Origin of the sequence: Robinsoniella sp. KNHs210, assembly GCF_000686105.1 — a bacterium.
Lineage (GTDB): Bacteria > Bacillota > Clostridia > Lachnospirales > Lachnospiraceae > Robinsoniella > Robinsoniella peoriensis.
In genome coordinates, this window is the sequence record NZ_JMLZ01000002.1 from 5,176,492 (window position 1) to 5,193,723 (window position 17,232).

Genomic DNA, 17,232 nt, shown 5'->3' on the forward strand with positions numbered 1-17,232 from the left:
TGCTGCATTTCAGTACATTCTGTGCCGCAGATTTCAGTATTTATATTATAATATAATATCTTAATTTTACATTAAGAAAATATATTATAAATATGGGAGAAAAAGAGATGTGGAAAAAACAAAAGACAAAAAGTATTTTTAAGTCATTTATTTGTATGGCTCTCGCTGTATTGATATTTATTACAGATGTGCCTGATTTGGGGCTTGTATTAAAAGTGATGGCTAATCCGAAGCCCAATCAACTGGCAGTTGTAGATGGGCGGGTGGATGCAAAAGCAGAAATAGAATCAGAAACAGATAGGGTTGATAAAGAAGAATATACTAATCGAGAAAGTGATACAACTTCTGAATATGACACAGAAGAAATTACTGAAATTGAAAATGTAAAAGAAGAAACAGAATCTAATAGTACATATTCAAGTGTAAATATAGAAACAGAATTATTTGAAACAGAAATGGCTGATGAGCAAGAACAACTCAAGGAATCCGAAACAGTGGTTGAAAGTACGGAACCTGTTGGTGAAAATAATTATTCTGTAAAAAAGGTTTCAGAGTATGTTAAAACAGTTATTCCAGAAGATATTATTTATGACGAAATAATAGATGGAGATACTGTGCTTTCTTCAGGTGGAGTGATAAGGGATAAAAAAATATTGTATCAAGGTGATGTAATTGTTGATAGTAATGTTCAGTTTTCTAATTGCACAATTAGGATAACAGGTAATGCCTTAATGCAGTCTGGATCTTTAAACGCACAGAACTCTATCGTTTGGGTAGATGGCACCTTTAGAATTCAGTCAGAGAGTGAGAAGGGGAAATATGAAGATACGGCGGCTTATCTAACTGGTGGCAATAATGCTTGTATAGTGGTTAGAGGGGATTTTTATACTCAGAGTATAAATGGGAATAATCTAATAAATAAGGGGGTAATTCTTGAACTTTATGGGGATTTCCATCATATAGGTGACAGCTCTTTTAATGGAGTATGGCCGGCTAATGGGACAATAGTCTTTGCAGGAGAAAAAGAACAGCATGTATCTATGGGAACGATGCGGGGACGGCTGAAAAGTATAGTAGTAGCTAATCGTGCAGGAAAGATCTATGCAGATACACCGCTGTGGGGAGTGGAACTAACCCAGGACACGATTATTGCAGGGGAAGAAGTAGCCGTGCAGGGTTATGGAAATGGGTATAAACTGACCATAGAAGGAGACTACCTGGGGACGCAGTTTACCCTGAACAATGGTTCTGCCCTGCATGTAAAAGGAGAGTACCGGATTCAGGAAATAGAGGGACGGGATTGTACGATAGTTATTGGGAGTGAGTCAGCCCAGATCGTAGTAGACGAAGATTTCCGAATACAAAAAAAGCAGTCGAACGGAAGCTATACAGAAACTTCAGCATATCTGAAGACATCCGGAGAACTAAAAATCATAGTGAAGGGAGATTTTTATACAGAAAGCAAAGGAGAAAATATACTTTGTGCAGGAGCCATCCTGGAGCTGCATGGGGGTTTCCATCATATAGGTGACAGCTCTTTTAATGGAGTATGGCCAGCTAATGGGACAATAGTCTTTGCAGGAGAAAAAGAACAGCATGTATCGATGGGAACGATGCGGGGACGGCTGAAAAGTATCGTAGTAGCTAATCGTGCAGGAAAGATCTATGCAGATACACCGCTGTGGGGAGTGGAACTAACCCAGGACACGATTATTGCAGGGGAAGAAGTAGCCGTGCAGGGTTATGGAAATGGGTATAAACTGACCATAGAAGGAGACTACCTGGGGACGCAGTTTACCCTGAACAATGGTTCTGCCCTGCATGTAAAAGGAGAGTACCGGATTCAGGAAATAGAGGGACGGGATTGTACGATAGTTATTGGGAGTGAGTCAGCCCAGATCGTAGTAGACGAAGATTTCCGAATACAAAAAAAGCAGTCGGACGGAAGCTATACAGAAACTTCAGCATATCTGAAGACATCCGGAGAACTAAAAATCATAGTGAAGGGAGATTTTTATACAGAAAGCAAAGGAGAAAATATACTTTGTGCAGGAGCCATCCTGGAGCTGCATGGGGGTTTCCATCATATAGGTGACAGCTCTTTTAATGGAGTATGGCCGGCTAATGGGACAATAGTCTTTGCAGGAGAAAAAGAACAGCATGTATCGATGGGAACGATGCGGGGACGGCTGAAAAGTATCGTAGTAGCTAATCGTGCAGGAAAGATCTATGCAGATACACCGCTGTGGGGAGTGGAACTAACCCAGGACACGATTATTGCAGGGGAAGAAGTAGCCGTGCAGGGTTATGGAAATGGGTATAAACTGACCATAGAAGGAGACTACCTGGGGACGCAGTTTACCCTGAACAATGGTTCTGCCCTGCATGTAAAAGGAGAGTACCGGATTCAGGAAATAGAGGGACGGGATTGTACGATAGTTATTGGGAGTGACTCAGCGCAGATCGTAGTAGACGAAGATTTCCGAATACAAAAAAAGCAGTCGGACGGAAGCTATACAGAAACTTCAGCATATCTGAAGACATCCGGAGAACTGAAAATCATAGTGAAAGGAGATTTTTATACAGAAAGTAATAATAGAGAAAATATGATTTGTAAAGGCGGAATTCTGGAACTGTATGGAGATTTCTATCAAACGGGAAATAGTATATTTAATGTTTCATGGCCGGCTGATGGAAAAGTAGTGTTTGCAGGAGATTCATTTCAACATATAATTATGGATAGCAACCTGGGATATATAAGGAATATCGAACAAACTGAATCATGTCCAGGACTTGTATTTAATTGTACAGCAGGAACAATCAGTCTGGCTAGTGACATTATTTCAAATGATTTTGCAAATCTTCACTACCTGGAACTAAATGGTCATACAATTGAGCTTAAAGATTCTGCAAATCTCACTGGAAGTGCCAGGCTGATGGGCGGTGCCTTGAAATGTAATGGCAATCTGACTGTTTCCGGCAACATATCTAACGAAAAAGGAGTATTGAATGTCAATGGAAACCTGTATCTGGAGAAAAATGGCCGGATATCCATGTCAGATGACAATGACCTTATCATCATCAATGGAACCTTATACAATAATTCCCAAACAGACCAAACTATAGCAAGAGGACTTTTGGATGTAAAAGGAGATTTCATTCAAAATACCACCCGAAGATTTACAACCAGCCAGAATGCGTTCATGCAGATCAGCGGTGCCGGCCACCACAACGTGGAATTTCCGGAACTGGCATACGTCTGGTTTTACAACCTTGGAGTGGATGCCGGTCTGGATTATACTTTTACCAGACAGCCCATCTGGACAAACCTCTTTCAGGCAATGGAAACAGGACATATCACAGAACGGATTGCATCCAGGTACTTTGGCAAATCAGGAGCCAATCCTGCAACCGGAAACTATTCACAGGGCTTTTCGGATATCACGGTACAAAGTGCTATGGGACCCTTTGAAATTACTCATTCCTATAATTCTATGAGCGAAGAAGACGGAGTACTGGGAAAAGGATTTATATTCAGCCAGAATATCAAAATGAAATCGGAGACTATTCTGGATACGGATCAGAAAACTATTTTTATGCCGGACGGGTCCCGGTGTACGTTTTTGAAAAACAGCAGTGGTAATTATGAAGCACAGGATTCCAGAAGTGAACTGACAGAGGAAAACGGAAGCTTTCTTTTGAAAACACAGGATCAGGCGGTATTTGCCTTTGATGAAAAAGGGCATATCCAGTATATGGAAGACAAAACAGGTAACCGCATGGCCTACAGCGTGGATGATAGTGGAAATACCGTGGGGATACAGGATGATTCCGGTACCGATGTTTCTTTTCATTATAAAGACAAACTGCTAAAAAGGATTCAAAATGAGGAGACTGGGGAAAGTGCCCGGTTTGAGTATACAGATGGAAAACTGACTAAATTTATCGATGCAAACGGAAAATCTACAGGATACCAATATAATTCAGAAGGACTGCTCTCTAAAATCATAAACCATGACGGAAGTGTTTTTGAAAAAATTACCTATATAAAAGGCGGAAAACACGATAAAAAGGTGAACACTGTTAAAAACATGGCTGGAAACGTGGATACGTACAAATACGATGATGTTTTTCGTAATACGGTCATAACAGATTCCAATGGGCGGACGGTTACGAAGGAGTTTGACTTTCACTACAATCTTACCGCATCTACGAATGCCCTTGGTGAAACCGTCCGGACAAAGTATGCTCTGACAAATGGAACAAACAAGTATGGAGAAGTGGAATCGGAAACCGATGCTTATGGAAATGTAACTACCTATACCCGTGACGCAAAAGGGCGGGTAATAAAAGTGGCATACCCTGACGGCTCTGCGGAACTGACCGAGTATGATGAACAGAATAATATAACAAAAAGTACGGATAAAAATGGAACGTCCACTTATTACCTGTATGACGATTCCGGAAAATACCTTCTAAAAAAAGCAACGCCGCTGGATGGAAAAAGTGTATACCGGGAAGGCGCTGATGAGGAAGGCTTTGCCGTGACGTCTTACACCTACGACATGGACCATGTGATCAAAGGCGTTGTACTGACTGAAACCGGTCCTCTGGGAGATGAAAAGAATTATACAGAATATATCCGTAACCAGAAGGGGCAGATCCTTGCCAGGAATGTCTATATGAATGGGGATGCATTTACAACTGCTTATGAGTACAATGACAAGTGGCTTCCGATAGAAGAAACTGCCCCGGACGGCGTTGTTACAAAATATGTCTATAATAAATATAATGAAATCATCCGTAAGGCTATCATCAGTGAAGATGGAAAACAGCGGACATATGAGCGGTTCTCTTATGATGAAATGGGAAATAAAGAAGCTGAGGCGGGACCACTTTCCTATGATTCGTCTTTGGATGATCTGAAAAACGATGTTTATAAAGGACCCGGAACCCGTTTTACCTATAATAAAGCTGGGCAGGTGACTGCAAAAACAGATGCCATGGGCAATACGACGGCTTATGAATACGATTTGTATGGGAATACATTAAAGGAGTGTTATCCGGACGGTTCCTATACCGCATATACCTATGATGCGCTGGACCGGAAAACAAGTACTGTTTTTTATGACAGCACCGCATCAAAAAGAATACGTATGGAGGAACTAAGCTACAGCCAGTCCGGAAAAAACCTGCTTACCACTACCACGGTTTATCTGGATCCGGAACGTACTGCGGTCACTACGCAGATCACGGACTTTGCAGGAAGAGTGATAAGAGCCACCGATGCTGCCGGAAATTCGACCAGCAGAACCTATACCGGGGATGGAAAGGTGGCCACGGAGACAGATCCGTATGGGAAACGAACCACCTATACATATGATGCATTAGGAAATCTGAGCAGCCAGACAACTCCGTTTGAGGGAAATTCTTTTGCAAAGACGGAATATACCTATGATAAAGCAGGCAACATGCTGACCGAGGTGGTTTATAGTAACCCCGCAGGCAGTTCTGCCCCCTCGTCAAGGAAAACTGCTTATGAATATGATGCATGGAATAACCGGATAACAACCATACAGTATGACGGTGACAATCCGGTAAGCTATGTCCAGGGATACTATGACTTTAGAGGGCGCCTGTTAAGAGAATACAAGGGGCTGTCTGTACCGCTGGCCATAAGCGGGCTGGATGAGGTACACCAAAACGGGGATGACGAATATACCGTCACGAAATATGACTATAATTATCAGGATAAAGTGGTACAAATGATTGACGGTGCCGGCCAGATGGAAAGCAGTACCTATGACAATGCGGGGAATCTGGTACAGACACAGGAGCAGGATGGAGGAACCTATCAGGCTGTTTACGATATTTTAGGACTGAAAACAAAGGAATCAAAGTCGTTTCCGGGCAAAACAACGATAGCCAAGACATTTTCCTATGACAATATGGGACGGCTGGTTTCCACAACGGAGAATGAGGAAACGGTCACCTTTGTTTATAATGGCCTGGGACAGATGCTACAGGAGAAAGACAGCTTTACGGACAAGGAATATATGTATGACCATACAGGCGCAGTGTTGTCCATGAAGATTTCTAACAGCAGTGGAAATCTCCGGCATACCAAAAATACTTATGATCTTCTGGGCCGTCTGACCAGCGTAAGTGAAAACGGGAAGTTGAAGGCATCCTATACCTATGATAAGATGTCTCGTCTTCTGACCACAAAGTATGAAAATGGAATTACAGAAACAAATGTCTATAATGATGCCGGTCTGCCCAAATCCGTCGTAAATAAAGATATTTTCGGAAAGATGATTTCAGAATATAAATATACATATGCGGTAGATGGAAACCAGCTCAGCAAAACGGACGCAGGCGGAACCACATCCTATCAATATGACGGATTGAACCGGTTAACCGAAGAAACACATGCCAATACCGGGGAAGTGGAAACAACCAGCTATGAATATGATGAAAATGGAAACCGTACCCGGATGGAGAAGAGAACCGGCAATGGGCTTAAATGGGAAGAATATACTTATGACCAGCTGGACCGTATATTAACGAAATCCACCCCGGATGGAATAATTGCATACACCTATGACCGGAATGGCAACCAGCTTACCAAATCGGAAGATGAGAAGGAGGAAATCCAGACATATGATGCATTGAACCGCCTGATTTCCTGGACAGATGGCAGCAAAACAGCAGAATATTCCTATTATCCGGATAATAACCGTGCCTCAAAGAATGTGGATGGAGTTATAACCAGGCATATCTGGTCAGGCGGTGAAATACAGGTTGACATCACGGAAGGAAAGACGGTAAATTATATACATGGACACCGTCTGATCTGGTCGGATTATGGAACATACCTGTATAATGCCCATGGGGATGTTGTACAGCTGGTCAAAGATGACCAGGTAGTGGAACGTTATGATTATGATGCTTATGGAAATCCCAAAGAAGAAAAGAACCAGGAGAAGAAAACAGCAGAAAAACAGGAAGACAGGCAGAGCAACAACAGCAATTCCGATCGAAACCCATACCGCTATGCTGGGGAATACCGGGATGAAGAAACAGGATACATTTATCTGAGAGCAAGATATTATGATGCCAAACTGGGACGGTTTTTGAATGCGGACCCGGCGAAGCAGGGGACAAACTGGTATGCCTATGCTGGTGGTAATCCTGTTCTGTATCACGATCCCAGCGGCTTGTTTTTTAGTGAAGCATGGGAAGGAATAAAGAATACAGGCAGAAACCTGATATCAGGAGTAAAGTCTGTGGGGCGGGCAATTGGAAGTGCGGCTTCAGCGGCGGGAAAGAAGATAAAGGAATTTACATCTACGACAGTAGGGAAAGTGGTGGTAGGTGCAACCGTTATTGCAGTAGCGGCAGTAGCCACAGTGGTAACAGGAGGAGCAGCTGCAGGGCTTGCAGGGGCAGTAGCATCCGGAGCATTAACCGGGGCAGTAGCAGGAGCGGCATCAGGGGCAGCAATAGGTGGTGTTTCCGGAGTAATCACCAACCGTATTAGTACTGGAAGCTGGGAAGGATCCGGGCAGGCACTGGTAGATGGTGCAGCATCCGGGTTTATGCAGGGAAGTATTGGCGGAGCTGTAGGAGGGGCTGTATCAGGAGGTATTCGTTATGGGACCAATGCCTTGGCGGGAAATATAGCAAAAAGTCCTGTTACAGGAAAAGGCGGTTACAATGGGGATATTTCTAGTGGAGAGGGATTTGGAAAACTGTCAGGAAAATCTTTAAATGTAACCCAAAAAGGTATTGATAAAGTTTCAAACCATATTTCAAGTAATGGTTTTGATGCTCCAGAAAATACGGCAATGATTGGAAGATTAAAAAATGCTCTAATGAATGGAAACAAAATTACTGGTGCTGATGCTAGTTTCTATATGCATGAATTAAAAGAAGGTACGCTTATGAAAGCGGGGATGGAATACGCAAATGCTCATGCAAATGCTCTAAAATTTTTTGAAGTTTCACCTTTTAGTGTATATCATCCAGAAATTATTATGAATAATCCGAAAGCATGGGGGTCTGCATGGAGAACATTTTGGTGGTTATAAGAAATAAAATTGTTGAGATTATTAATAAAATATTATATGCCGTGTAGATTACACATTATTATAGTAGAATACTCTTAAATAAAATATATGTAAATATTGTTGAAATAGTACTTTCTTAAGGTTAAGGAGTGATAAAATGAATAATATAATAAAATATACAAATGCAGAAATGAGATATTGGGTTGATGAACTTCCAGATATATTAGTTTACGATGCTTTTACAAAATCATATAATATAGAAACCCAATGCGAAAAAAGATTTAAGGAATGTAGCGTAGCTGTTGAGTTATATCTTCATAAAAACGCTAACAATTACGGCTTATTAGGAATTAAATATCAACCAAATACTAATGTAAAAAATGCTGTAAAAGTAAAGATTAAATATATTGATAGAAACAAATCCAAATTTGAAGATAGTAAAATTAATAAAAGTAGTGAATATATATATGCGGGTTTACCTAAAGAATTCGAACAAATTATTTTTGATAGTGTAAGCAGATATATAAACATTAATAATAATATACCAGCTGGAAAAATAGATTTTGCAATAGCTACAAATTGTGAAGTAGGATCTAGTCAAGAATTTTATGCCAATTTAACAGAATTGTTATTGGAGGCTTTGGTTAATTTACAAAAAGAAGTTAATATGGAAAAGGAGAATATGGATCTATTTTTTACAAGCATTTTTAAAAATAGCAAATGGTTTGCGTAGATGTTCAAATTGTATTGTTTAAGAGTAGATGAACCAGTTAACGGAAGAAACGCATGTTAATACCGGGTAGCGGCGTGGCCATGGTGGCAATAGATTTGACGAGAGACACAGTCCTCACTCAATGAATTCGCTGTAGTACTAGGTTTGAGCAGGAAAAGCTATCTGATACAGCAGATAGCTAACCTGAATGTGGTTTGGGTATCGTAGAGTAATGATTTTTGGCGCGTGGTAATAGCCAGAAGAAGAAAACAGCAGAAAAACAGGCAGACAGGCAGAGCAACAACAGCAAATCCGATCGAAGCCCATACCGCTATGCTGGGGAATACCGGGATGAAGAAACGGGATACATTTATCTGAGGGCGAGATATTATGATGCCAAACTGGGACGGTTTTTGAATGCTGACCCGGCGAAGCAGGGTCGAACTGGTATGCCTATGCTGGTGGAAAAGCCGGGGCAATCGGCGCCGGATCAGGTGCGTATTCGGCAGTTGTTGCCAATCGCGAAAAAACCGGCAGCTGGGATGGGTCCTTTTCAGCCGCAATGGATGGAGCAGCTTCAGGTTTCCAATCAGGAGCGCTAACGGGTGGATTTCTTGGAATGCCTGTAGGCGCAGCAAGCTATGGATCTAGCGCTTTGATGGGGCGAATGATAAATCCTAACAGTGTTGTAAATGAAGGAATAACGGGTGCTGAAAAATGGATTGATGATGCGGGAAATATACAATGGCCACCTAATAGGGGGTTTGATGGAGAGTCTGTAAAAAAGATATTGGACATTGGTACAAGGATTGATAGATATGGGTTTGAGGGTGGTACTTTTGCGTCACCTGAAGGATTATCATATGCTAGTAGAGCTTTAGCACCTGGAACAAATCTAAAGCCTTACAATATTTATGAAATAATAAAGCCAATAGAAGTTCAGGCTGGAAAAATTGCTCCATTGTTCGGTGAACCCGGTGGTGGCATGCAATATGAATTTAACCAGTCAATAAGTCAATTATTAGATAATGAAATAATAAGAAGGGTAGGTCCGTAATTATGAAACGATATGAATTGAAACAAATATTAGACCAAAAACAATTAAACAATTTCTTTTCTTTGGAGGGGGGCTTCCAAATGAACTTTATTGCTTGGGAGAGAAAGGTAACATATGGGAGGTATACTATAGTGAAAGAGGAATCAAAAGCAATCTAAGAACTTTTCAGACAGAGGATGAAGCATGTAATTATTTTTATAATTGGTTTATAAAGTCAGTGAAGAGCATGGGATTGCTGAAATAAAATGAAACACAAGTAGTAGTTACCCTTAATAAGATAGTTCCCGACGAACGTTAACTACCCTGTTCTATGTAACGGGGTAGTTTTTATGATTATTTGTCTATATAGGTAAGAAGGAAATCCTGTTCTGTATCACGATCCCAGCGGGCTTTATAGTGAAGCATGGCAGGATATAAAAAATACAGGTAAAAAATTCATTTCGGGAGCCAAAAGTTTTTTAACTCAGTTGGAAGTGCAGCTTCATCTGCAAAAAAAGATTAAGGAATTTGCGTCTACACCTGGTGGAAAAGTGGCAGATGGCGTCTCGTTAATTGCCATAGCTGGGATAGCTACATTAGCAACAGGAGCAGCAACAGCTGGTTTAGCAGGCGGAATAGCGCTGGGAGGTTATGACAGACATCCAGAATTGCAGAGTAAATGGGATAAAGCCTTTTGGGCGATAGGATATTACGTTGAGACAATTGGTAATATAACAGATGAAGCGGTACAAAAATATATAAAAGAGCAAGCAGAAGAATCAAGAAAAGAAGATTCTAGAAGTACCGCTTTATAGCGGACCAGTAGATGTGCTTGCGATACCGCCCTTTTGGGCGCGCAGTAACATAGCCCTTATGAGGGCTAATATCAAAGCACCAGTTGAACTGGTGGTTGCTGACTAGAGGAACAAGAGGGGTAAATATACCACATAAATATGATGGGGGGAATCAAGCTTCTGATTATTTGAAGTCTCAAAATGTTCCTAGATTGTTTAGAAAACAGATCTTGGAATCGTTTGATGTAGGGACTATAAAGCTAGAAAAAGCTGGAGAAAGTACATATGGTTTAAGATTTTATGGAGGAAATGCTAATTCTGTAGGAAGATATTTATTTGAAACGTTTTCACCATTGACTAATAGACAAAATTTAGCTTTGCCGTACGAATGGAATAGTATGACAGGAATTCAACAGTTTCAAGTGAAATATGGGACGAGACCATGATTACCGGTCAAGCAGCCGCACAAGAGCATTTTGGCTCTCAATATATAGGAGGAGCCAATCAATGGTTTATAAATAATTTGGAGGATTTAATAAAATGTCGATAGAAGAAATATTTTATAATAAAAATTTAGAATTGCAACAAAAAGTTAAAGATGAGATATTAAGTAGTAAAAAAAGAGCATCAAGTAAAAATATTTTTCAATTAAATACAATTTTAGAAGAATTAGAGAAAATTGAAAAACAAAAAAATATAACTCTAAAATATCCTAGAATAATTATAGATTCATGGGATTATTCAGATAATTTGGGACTAGAACTTATAGAATTAGCTAAAATCTATGGAAAAATTAAAGGATATGAGTGAATCTACACAGAGTGAAAAAAGATACATCGCGGGAACAAATACAGTATAGGGCGGTGAGTCCTGAAGAATTTAATGATATTTTTTCAAATAACAGCTTTAGGGGTATAATGGATAGTACTACACATCAGGCAAAAGAGTTTGGAAATATTTTTGATTTTGCAAATAGGTCTATTAATAGAGATAAAGCTACCATAATTAAAGTTTGAATTCCTGAGAGTATTTATGATAATTTAAATCAAATGAATTTAGATCCAGGTATTTATAAATCGGGCAAGCCTGTAGTTGAACCTAATATGCTAAATTATCAGAGAAATAAAAAATATGAATACGAGGAAATATAAAATGAAACCAGATGTAGAAGTGATTTTTGACTTTTGTAATAAAAATGCAAAGAATTGTAATGGATACAGACCCTCACATCTAATAAAAGAAAAATATTTAACAACAGGAGTGCATCATTATAATAGTGAATGTTCAACTAAGTCAGACAAGGTTTTTGGAACAATTACTTTCATATCCCCAGAAGAATATCCGCATACAATGTGGTTAGGTAAAAGAATTCAGATGTATGAAGGTAGTAGATGTATTGGCTATGCCGAAGTTACAAAAATATTAAATCTCCTTTTATTAAAGAATTGAGAAGTTTAAGATTTCGCAGGACTAGGTAACATCTCTGGGGAATACCGGGATGAAGAAACAGGATACATTTATCTGAGGGCGAGATATTATGATGCCAAACTGGGACGGTTTTTGAATGCGGACCCGGCGAAGCAGGGGACAAACTGGTATGCCTATGCTGGTGGAAATCCTGTTTTGTATCACGATCCCAGCGGCTTGTTTTTTAGTGAAGCATGGGAAGGAATAAAGAACACAGGCAGAAACCTGATATCAGGAGTAAAGTCTGTGGGGCGGGCAATTGGAAGTGCTGCTTCAGTGGCTGGAAAGATGGTTAAGGAATTTACTTCTACGACAGTAGGGAAAGTAGTGGTAGGTGCAACCGTTATTGCAGTAGCGGCAGTAGCCACAGTGGTAACAGGAGGAGCAGCTGCAGGGCTTGCCGGGGCAGTAGCATCCGGAGCATTAACTGGGGCAGTCGCCGGAGCGGCATCAGGGGGCAGCAATAGGAGGCATATCAGGAGTAATCACCAACCGTATTAGTACTGGAAGCTGGGAAGGATCTGGGCAGGCACTGGTAGTTGGTGCAGCGTCTGGGTTTATGCATGGAAGTATCGCAGGGGCTGTAGGCGAAGCTGTATCTGGCGGTGTGCGTTACGGAGTAGATATGTTGAAAGGGAAGTTGGTTAATCCTAATAAGGGCGGCAGTGGGGATTTAAAAGGTAACAAAGAGCCTTATATACCTAGAGATGCAGATGGTAATCCTATTCCATTAGCAAAACAAAGAGTAAATGGGCAAGATATACCATTGCCAGATTCAAATGCACAAGGCCCTCATACAGTATTGGGTGGGAAAATAAGTTCGGAAACGGGTTTGCCATATAGACAGTCGGCTACATTTCCAGAAGGAACATGGCCGACAGCAAATGGGCAAAATGTTCCTTGGAGTGAAATACATTGGGGAGACCATGGTAAACCTGCGTATCATGTAAATCCACATCAACATCAGTTTATATATGACTTTGTTCAGCGAAAATGGATGCGTCAAGGACCAACAAATTTTAATTATTGAAAGGATTGGTAGTATGGTATTTGATTTAATTGTTTTAATAAAAGAAGAAGAAATTGAAAAAATAAATATATCAGAAAGACTAGTTGAATGGGGTGGTGAAAAATTCTCTCAAGATCCCCCACAATATGTGTATAATAATTCATCTTTACTATTTCAAAAATTTCTTAATATAGATTATTATAAAAGAAATTTTAATAATATTATTGGAAATGATTTAAATATTGATGAGTTTATACCATTTATTTTGTTGGGAAACCATCTGTTAGATGTTGAAATGTTAATTAACTGCCATAATACAGATAGGTTAAAGAAGCATGATATTTTTAAATTGTTAGAAAATTTATTGAAATTAGATAAATTTGCGATTTTATTAGAACGTGAGGAAGAATATATTGATAAGAAGTATCATATTAAGAATAAGGAGGAGCTAATTAATATATTTTGTAATTGTCTCATTTGGGAATCTCCGAAAGGTGCATTCATAACAAAGTAAATATGCGATCCGCTTTGCTGGAGATATTCTCTGACTGGGTGGCGACAAGCCACCCAGCTTTTAACCGTGAGTCAGGAAACGCACGGTTCATTTGCACGCCGCGGGTGCGTTCTAGCGAGTGAAAATCGCGTGTTCTGAAAGCCGTCAACAGCTTACCGCTAATCTGAGTAATCACCAGTGAGGCTCTGCAGCAAGAATATAGTACGCTCTGGCTGTTCTCCTGTATTTACGCAGGAACAAATCCTTAAGATCATCGACCTTGCCTGTAAACATCCCTCTGACTTTGGGTATGAAACGAGCCTAGTGGAGTCTGAATCTCCTTGTTTCTGAAATCAAGAAACAGCGGATCGCGTACTGGAAAAGAATCGTATCATATACCAGGGAAGAGACGCATTCGCAATTCCTTATGAGTCGCCGTATTCGAATCTTTATTACAAAACAGGACGTTATGGAACAATTCCTTTGCTTCCTTTGAATGTAAATGATGAGGAATTAGCCAGATTTAAAAATGTTTCCACAGTAAAAAAAGATAAGACTTATCTGGACAGCCTATATCCGGAAGAAACATGGGCGACAGATACCTTTGCCACACGTACCGGGGATCAGTGGTTCTGGATGAACAGCAGTGAAAATACGGATATTTATCAGAGCTCCGTACTTAAGCCTCAGATCAATAAAAGCGGATATTTTTATATTGGTGCAGGACCGCATACTTATGCGACCATCCAGGAATCTAAAGAAGGGTTCAAGGGATTAATTGGAAATTATAGAATCAATATGGATGGTATTTATACCGAAGATAATCAGCTGGAATTTGATGAGATGAATGATGATATAAATAATTTCATATATAACAATCTTATGTTCGGAAAGCAGGATGATAAAACCCTTCGTCAGACGGATATTCGGGTAAGCGGAACGTACCATGACGGAAAACCGGAATTGATTATTAAGAGTGAAGGGGTAAATGTCAATGACTTTACTTATAGAGAAAGCTGGGATGAAAAAAGTAATTTATATAAGCTTACTATCATGCACAATGGGCCTGTAGAGTTCGAACTGAAAGTAGATGATTCTTCCAGTATACTGCCGGAAACCCCATCCGGTCTTAAGGCGGAGCCAATTGATGGAGCTTCGGTGGATCTCAAGTGGAATGAAGTGGGCAGTGCCTTCGCTTATGAAGTAGAAGCAAACGGAATTATTTACAATGTTATCAGACCACAGATTATCAGTCAATTGAAAGCAGACACCTTCTATACGTTCAAGGTTCGCGCAAAGAATGCCGCCGGTGTCAGTCCTTGGTCCAATGCGGTAACGGTCAAAACTCAGATGAGATATGAAGCTGAAAAAGCAGATACTAATGCAAAGACAGGATCATCTGGAAATGCTTCCAACCAGGGCATCGTCGGTGGTATGGATGATGAGGGGAAATATGTAACCTTTATGGTAGAGGTGCCGGAGACCAGGACATATAAAGTAAATATTGCATATGCCGCTGGTTCGGGTATGGCAAAAAGAAGTATTTATCGGAACGATATCTTTGTAGAGGAACAGAGTTTTGATGCTACGTCTGGATGGGGAAACTTCAAGGTTTTACAGATTTATATGGACTTGAATGCAGGAAACAATGCAATTATGATAAAAACAGATGCTAATCAGCCAAATACGATTGACTTAGATTATCTGGAAGTATTGCTGGACAATGTGACGGTTATAGACTTAACGGCATTGAAGTCTGTTTATATGTATGCGAACCAGATAGACAGGAGCAAGTACACACCCGAATCTTTGCAAGGCTTGGATAAGGAGCTAGGAAACGCGGATAAATTATTGAATCAGGATTTAGGTAGTGTGTTGCAAGAGGAAGCAGATAAAGCCATCATTGCATTATCGACAGCACTGAATAATTTAAAGGAAAAAGAAATTGCACCGGTGAAATATGCAGATGTATCTGCTCTTAAAGCGATCTTGGGAAAAGTAGGAGCTTTGGATAGAAGCAAATATACACAGGTATCCCTGAATAATTTGGACAATACTATTAATACTGGGCAGGCGCTATTAAAAATTAATCCTAAGGCAGAATTACAAGATGTAATAGGCACGGTTACCGGCGCAATACAAAATGCGATGATAAGCTTAGTTACCAAGCCGGTTCCAAAACCGCAGATTCCAGAGAAGGGTTCTACAGTAAGAATAGGAAGATATGAATATAAAGTGACCAAATCTGCTGTTAAAAATGGAACCGTGGAACTGTTAAAACCAACGAAAAAGACTTATAAGAATGCTGTTATTCCATCAGCAATCAAAATAAACAAAAATACTTTTGCAGTTACCAGTGTATCAGATAAGGCATTTAAAAATAACAAAAAATTGCGCAGTATAATCATTGGTTCTAACATAAAAACCATTGGAAAAGAGTGTTTCTATGGATGCAGTAAGTTAAAGGCAATTACTGTTAAATCCAGTAAGTTGAAAAAGATAGGACGGAATTCACTGAAGTATATATACAAAAAAGCGTTCATCAAGGTGCCATCAAAAAAAATATCAGGCTATAAAAAACTTTTCAAAAATAAAGGACAGAAAGATACGGTTGTGATTAAAAAATCATAGGATTTCAAATGGACAGGCAGGCAGAGATAATTCTTCGGAATCTATTTATAAGGGATCTTTTGCCTTTGCTATGAACGCACAAGGAATTGTATAATAGTCTGAAAATGTCCCGTAAGTATGTTGCTTGCGGGATTTTTTTGTTAGGGCATGGCCCTGTTCTCCATTGAGGAGTTTTTCGTTGATCCGAAAAACGGAACTTTGGAGAACAAATAAACCACCTGCTCTGCGGGTGGTTGGAATAGCTTTAGCGTTGTGTAAAAAACCTCCAATGATATAATAAAAATAGGTTCGCCAACCGTTTTATAAATCAAAGGAGGTAGTCCAAATGGACAATAATAGTTTAGCACACACAAAGTGGAATTGTAAGTACCATATAGTTTTTGCACCGAAATATAGAAGAAAAATTATATATGGCGAGTTGAAAAAGGATATTGCAAATATCTTAAGTATGTTATGCAAGCGCAAAAAAGTGCATATTGTGGAGGCAGAAATCTGTCCAGATCATGTTCATATGTTAGTAGAAATACCGCCAAAGATAAGTGTGTCAGATTTTGTAGGGTATTTAAAGGGAAAAAGTACCTTAATGATATATGAGAGACATGCTAATCTCAAATATAAGTATGGAAATAGACACTTTTGGTGCAGAGGATACTATGTAGATACAGTAGGAAAAAATGCAAAAAAAATAGAAGAGTATATTCGGAATCAACTAAAGGAAGATTTGGAATATGATCAAATGTCTTTGAAGGAGTATATTGACCCGTTTACGGGTGAGCCAGTAAACAAAAGCAAAAAGAAATAAGCCCAAGGGGCTTAGCAGGTAACTGACGTTGCGGCTGGCGAACCTTTCGATGAGTCTTTAGACTCCAGTACCGGAAACGAGCCCTTATAGGGCGGAAAACAAACCACCGGCTAAGCCGGTGGTACTGATTGATTGAATATTCTTGGCATAAAATTAAAAAGGTTTTTCGCATATATTTACATTTTGTCCCTGAGTCTCCTTCCTGTAGGTTCTTCT

General features: G+C 39.8%; 13 protein-coding genes and 1 pseudogene. All 14 read left to right on the forward strand.

Annotation, left to right across the window (positions count from 1 at the left end):
* Positions 1-107 precede the first annotated feature (107 nt).
* On the forward strand, positions 108-8,093 hold the full coding sequence (locus CD03_RS0129085; RefSeq protein ID WP_027296621.1) for an RHS repeat-associated core domain-containing protein: 7,986 nt from the start codon (positions 108-110) through the stop codon (positions 8,091-8,093).
* 136 nt (positions 8,094-8,229) lie between these two features.
* Positions 8,230-8,805: a hypothetical protein gene (locus tag CD03_RS0129090; protein ID WP_027296622.1), complete on the forward strand. Its 576-nt coding sequence runs from the start codon at positions 8,230-8,232 to the stop codon at positions 8,803-8,805.
* Between the two features lie 218 nt (positions 8,806-9,023).
* The gene (locus CD03_RS0129095) at positions 9,024-9,386 is read left to right on the forward strand and encodes an RHS repeat domain-containing protein (RefSeq protein ID WP_027296623.1); all 363 of its coding nucleotides are present in this window, start codon (positions 9,024-9,026) and stop codon (positions 9,384-9,386) included.
* Complete coding sequence (locus tag CD03_RS0129100) at positions 9,347-9,841, forward strand: TNT domain-containing protein (RefSeq protein ID WP_081820411.1); 495 nt, start codon at positions 9,347-9,349, stop codon at positions 9,839-9,841. Before CD03_RS0129095 ends, CD03_RS0129100 begins: the two co-directional genes overlap by 40 nt.
* Positions 9,842-10,461: 620 nt before the next feature.
* Positions 10,462-10,635: pseudogene (locus CD03_RS40250) on the forward strand (transposase); the annotation flags it as partial.
* 83 nt (positions 10,636-10,718) lie between these two features.
* Positions 10,719-11,060, forward strand: a complete 342-nt coding sequence (locus CD03_RS38375) for a hypothetical protein (RefSeq protein ID WP_197041706.1) — start codon at positions 10,719-10,721, stop codon at positions 11,058-11,060.
* A 94-nt stretch (positions 11,061-11,154) separates the two neighbouring features.
* Positions 11,155-11,424, forward strand: coding sequence for a hypothetical protein (locus tag CD03_RS0129120; RefSeq protein WP_027296625.1), 270 nt, complete (start codon positions 11,155-11,157; stop codon positions 11,422-11,424).
* Between the two features lie 11 nt (positions 11,425-11,435).
* Positions 11,436-11,630: a hypothetical protein gene (locus tag CD03_RS0129125; RefSeq protein WP_156043057.1), complete on the forward strand. Its 195-nt coding sequence runs from the start codon at positions 11,436-11,438 to the stop codon at positions 11,628-11,630.
* 136 nt (positions 11,631-11,766) lie between these two features.
* Positions 11,767-12,063, forward strand: a complete 297-nt coding sequence (locus CD03_RS35215; RefSeq protein WP_044289743.1) for a hypothetical protein — start codon at positions 11,767-11,769, stop codon at positions 12,061-12,063.
* A 30-nt stretch (positions 12,064-12,093) separates the two neighbouring features.
* The gene (locus CD03_RS0129135) at positions 12,094-12,582 is read left to right on the forward strand and encodes an RHS repeat-associated core domain-containing protein (RefSeq protein WP_081820412.1); all 489 of its coding nucleotides are present in this window, start codon (positions 12,094-12,096) and stop codon (positions 12,580-12,582) included.
* 58 nt (positions 12,583-12,640) lie between these two features.
* Entirely contained in the window at positions 12,641-13,111 is a 471-nt protein-coding gene (locus tag CD03_RS0129140; RefSeq protein WP_027296628.1) for a hypothetical protein, read from the forward strand.
* A gap of 13 nt (positions 13,112-13,124) precedes the next feature.
* Positions 13,125-13,604, forward strand: a complete 480-nt coding sequence (locus CD03_RS0129145) for a hypothetical protein (protein ID WP_027296629.1) — start codon at positions 13,125-13,127, stop codon at positions 13,602-13,604.
* Positions 13,605-14,003: 399 nt separating this feature from the next.
* Positions 14,004-16,214, forward strand: coding sequence for a glycosyl hydrolase family 98 C-terminal domain-containing protein (locus CD03_RS0129150; RefSeq protein WP_255348133.1), 2,211 nt, complete (start codon positions 14,004-14,006; stop codon positions 16,212-16,214).
* Positions 16,215-16,539: 325 nt separating this feature from the next.
* The gene (gene tnpA / locus CD03_RS0129155; RefSeq protein WP_027296395.1) at positions 16,540-17,016 is read left to right on the forward strand and encodes an IS200/IS605 family transposase; all 477 of its coding nucleotides are present in this window, start codon (positions 16,540-16,542) and stop codon (positions 17,014-17,016) included.
* The last annotated feature ends 216 nt before the right edge of the window (positions 17,017-17,232 follow it).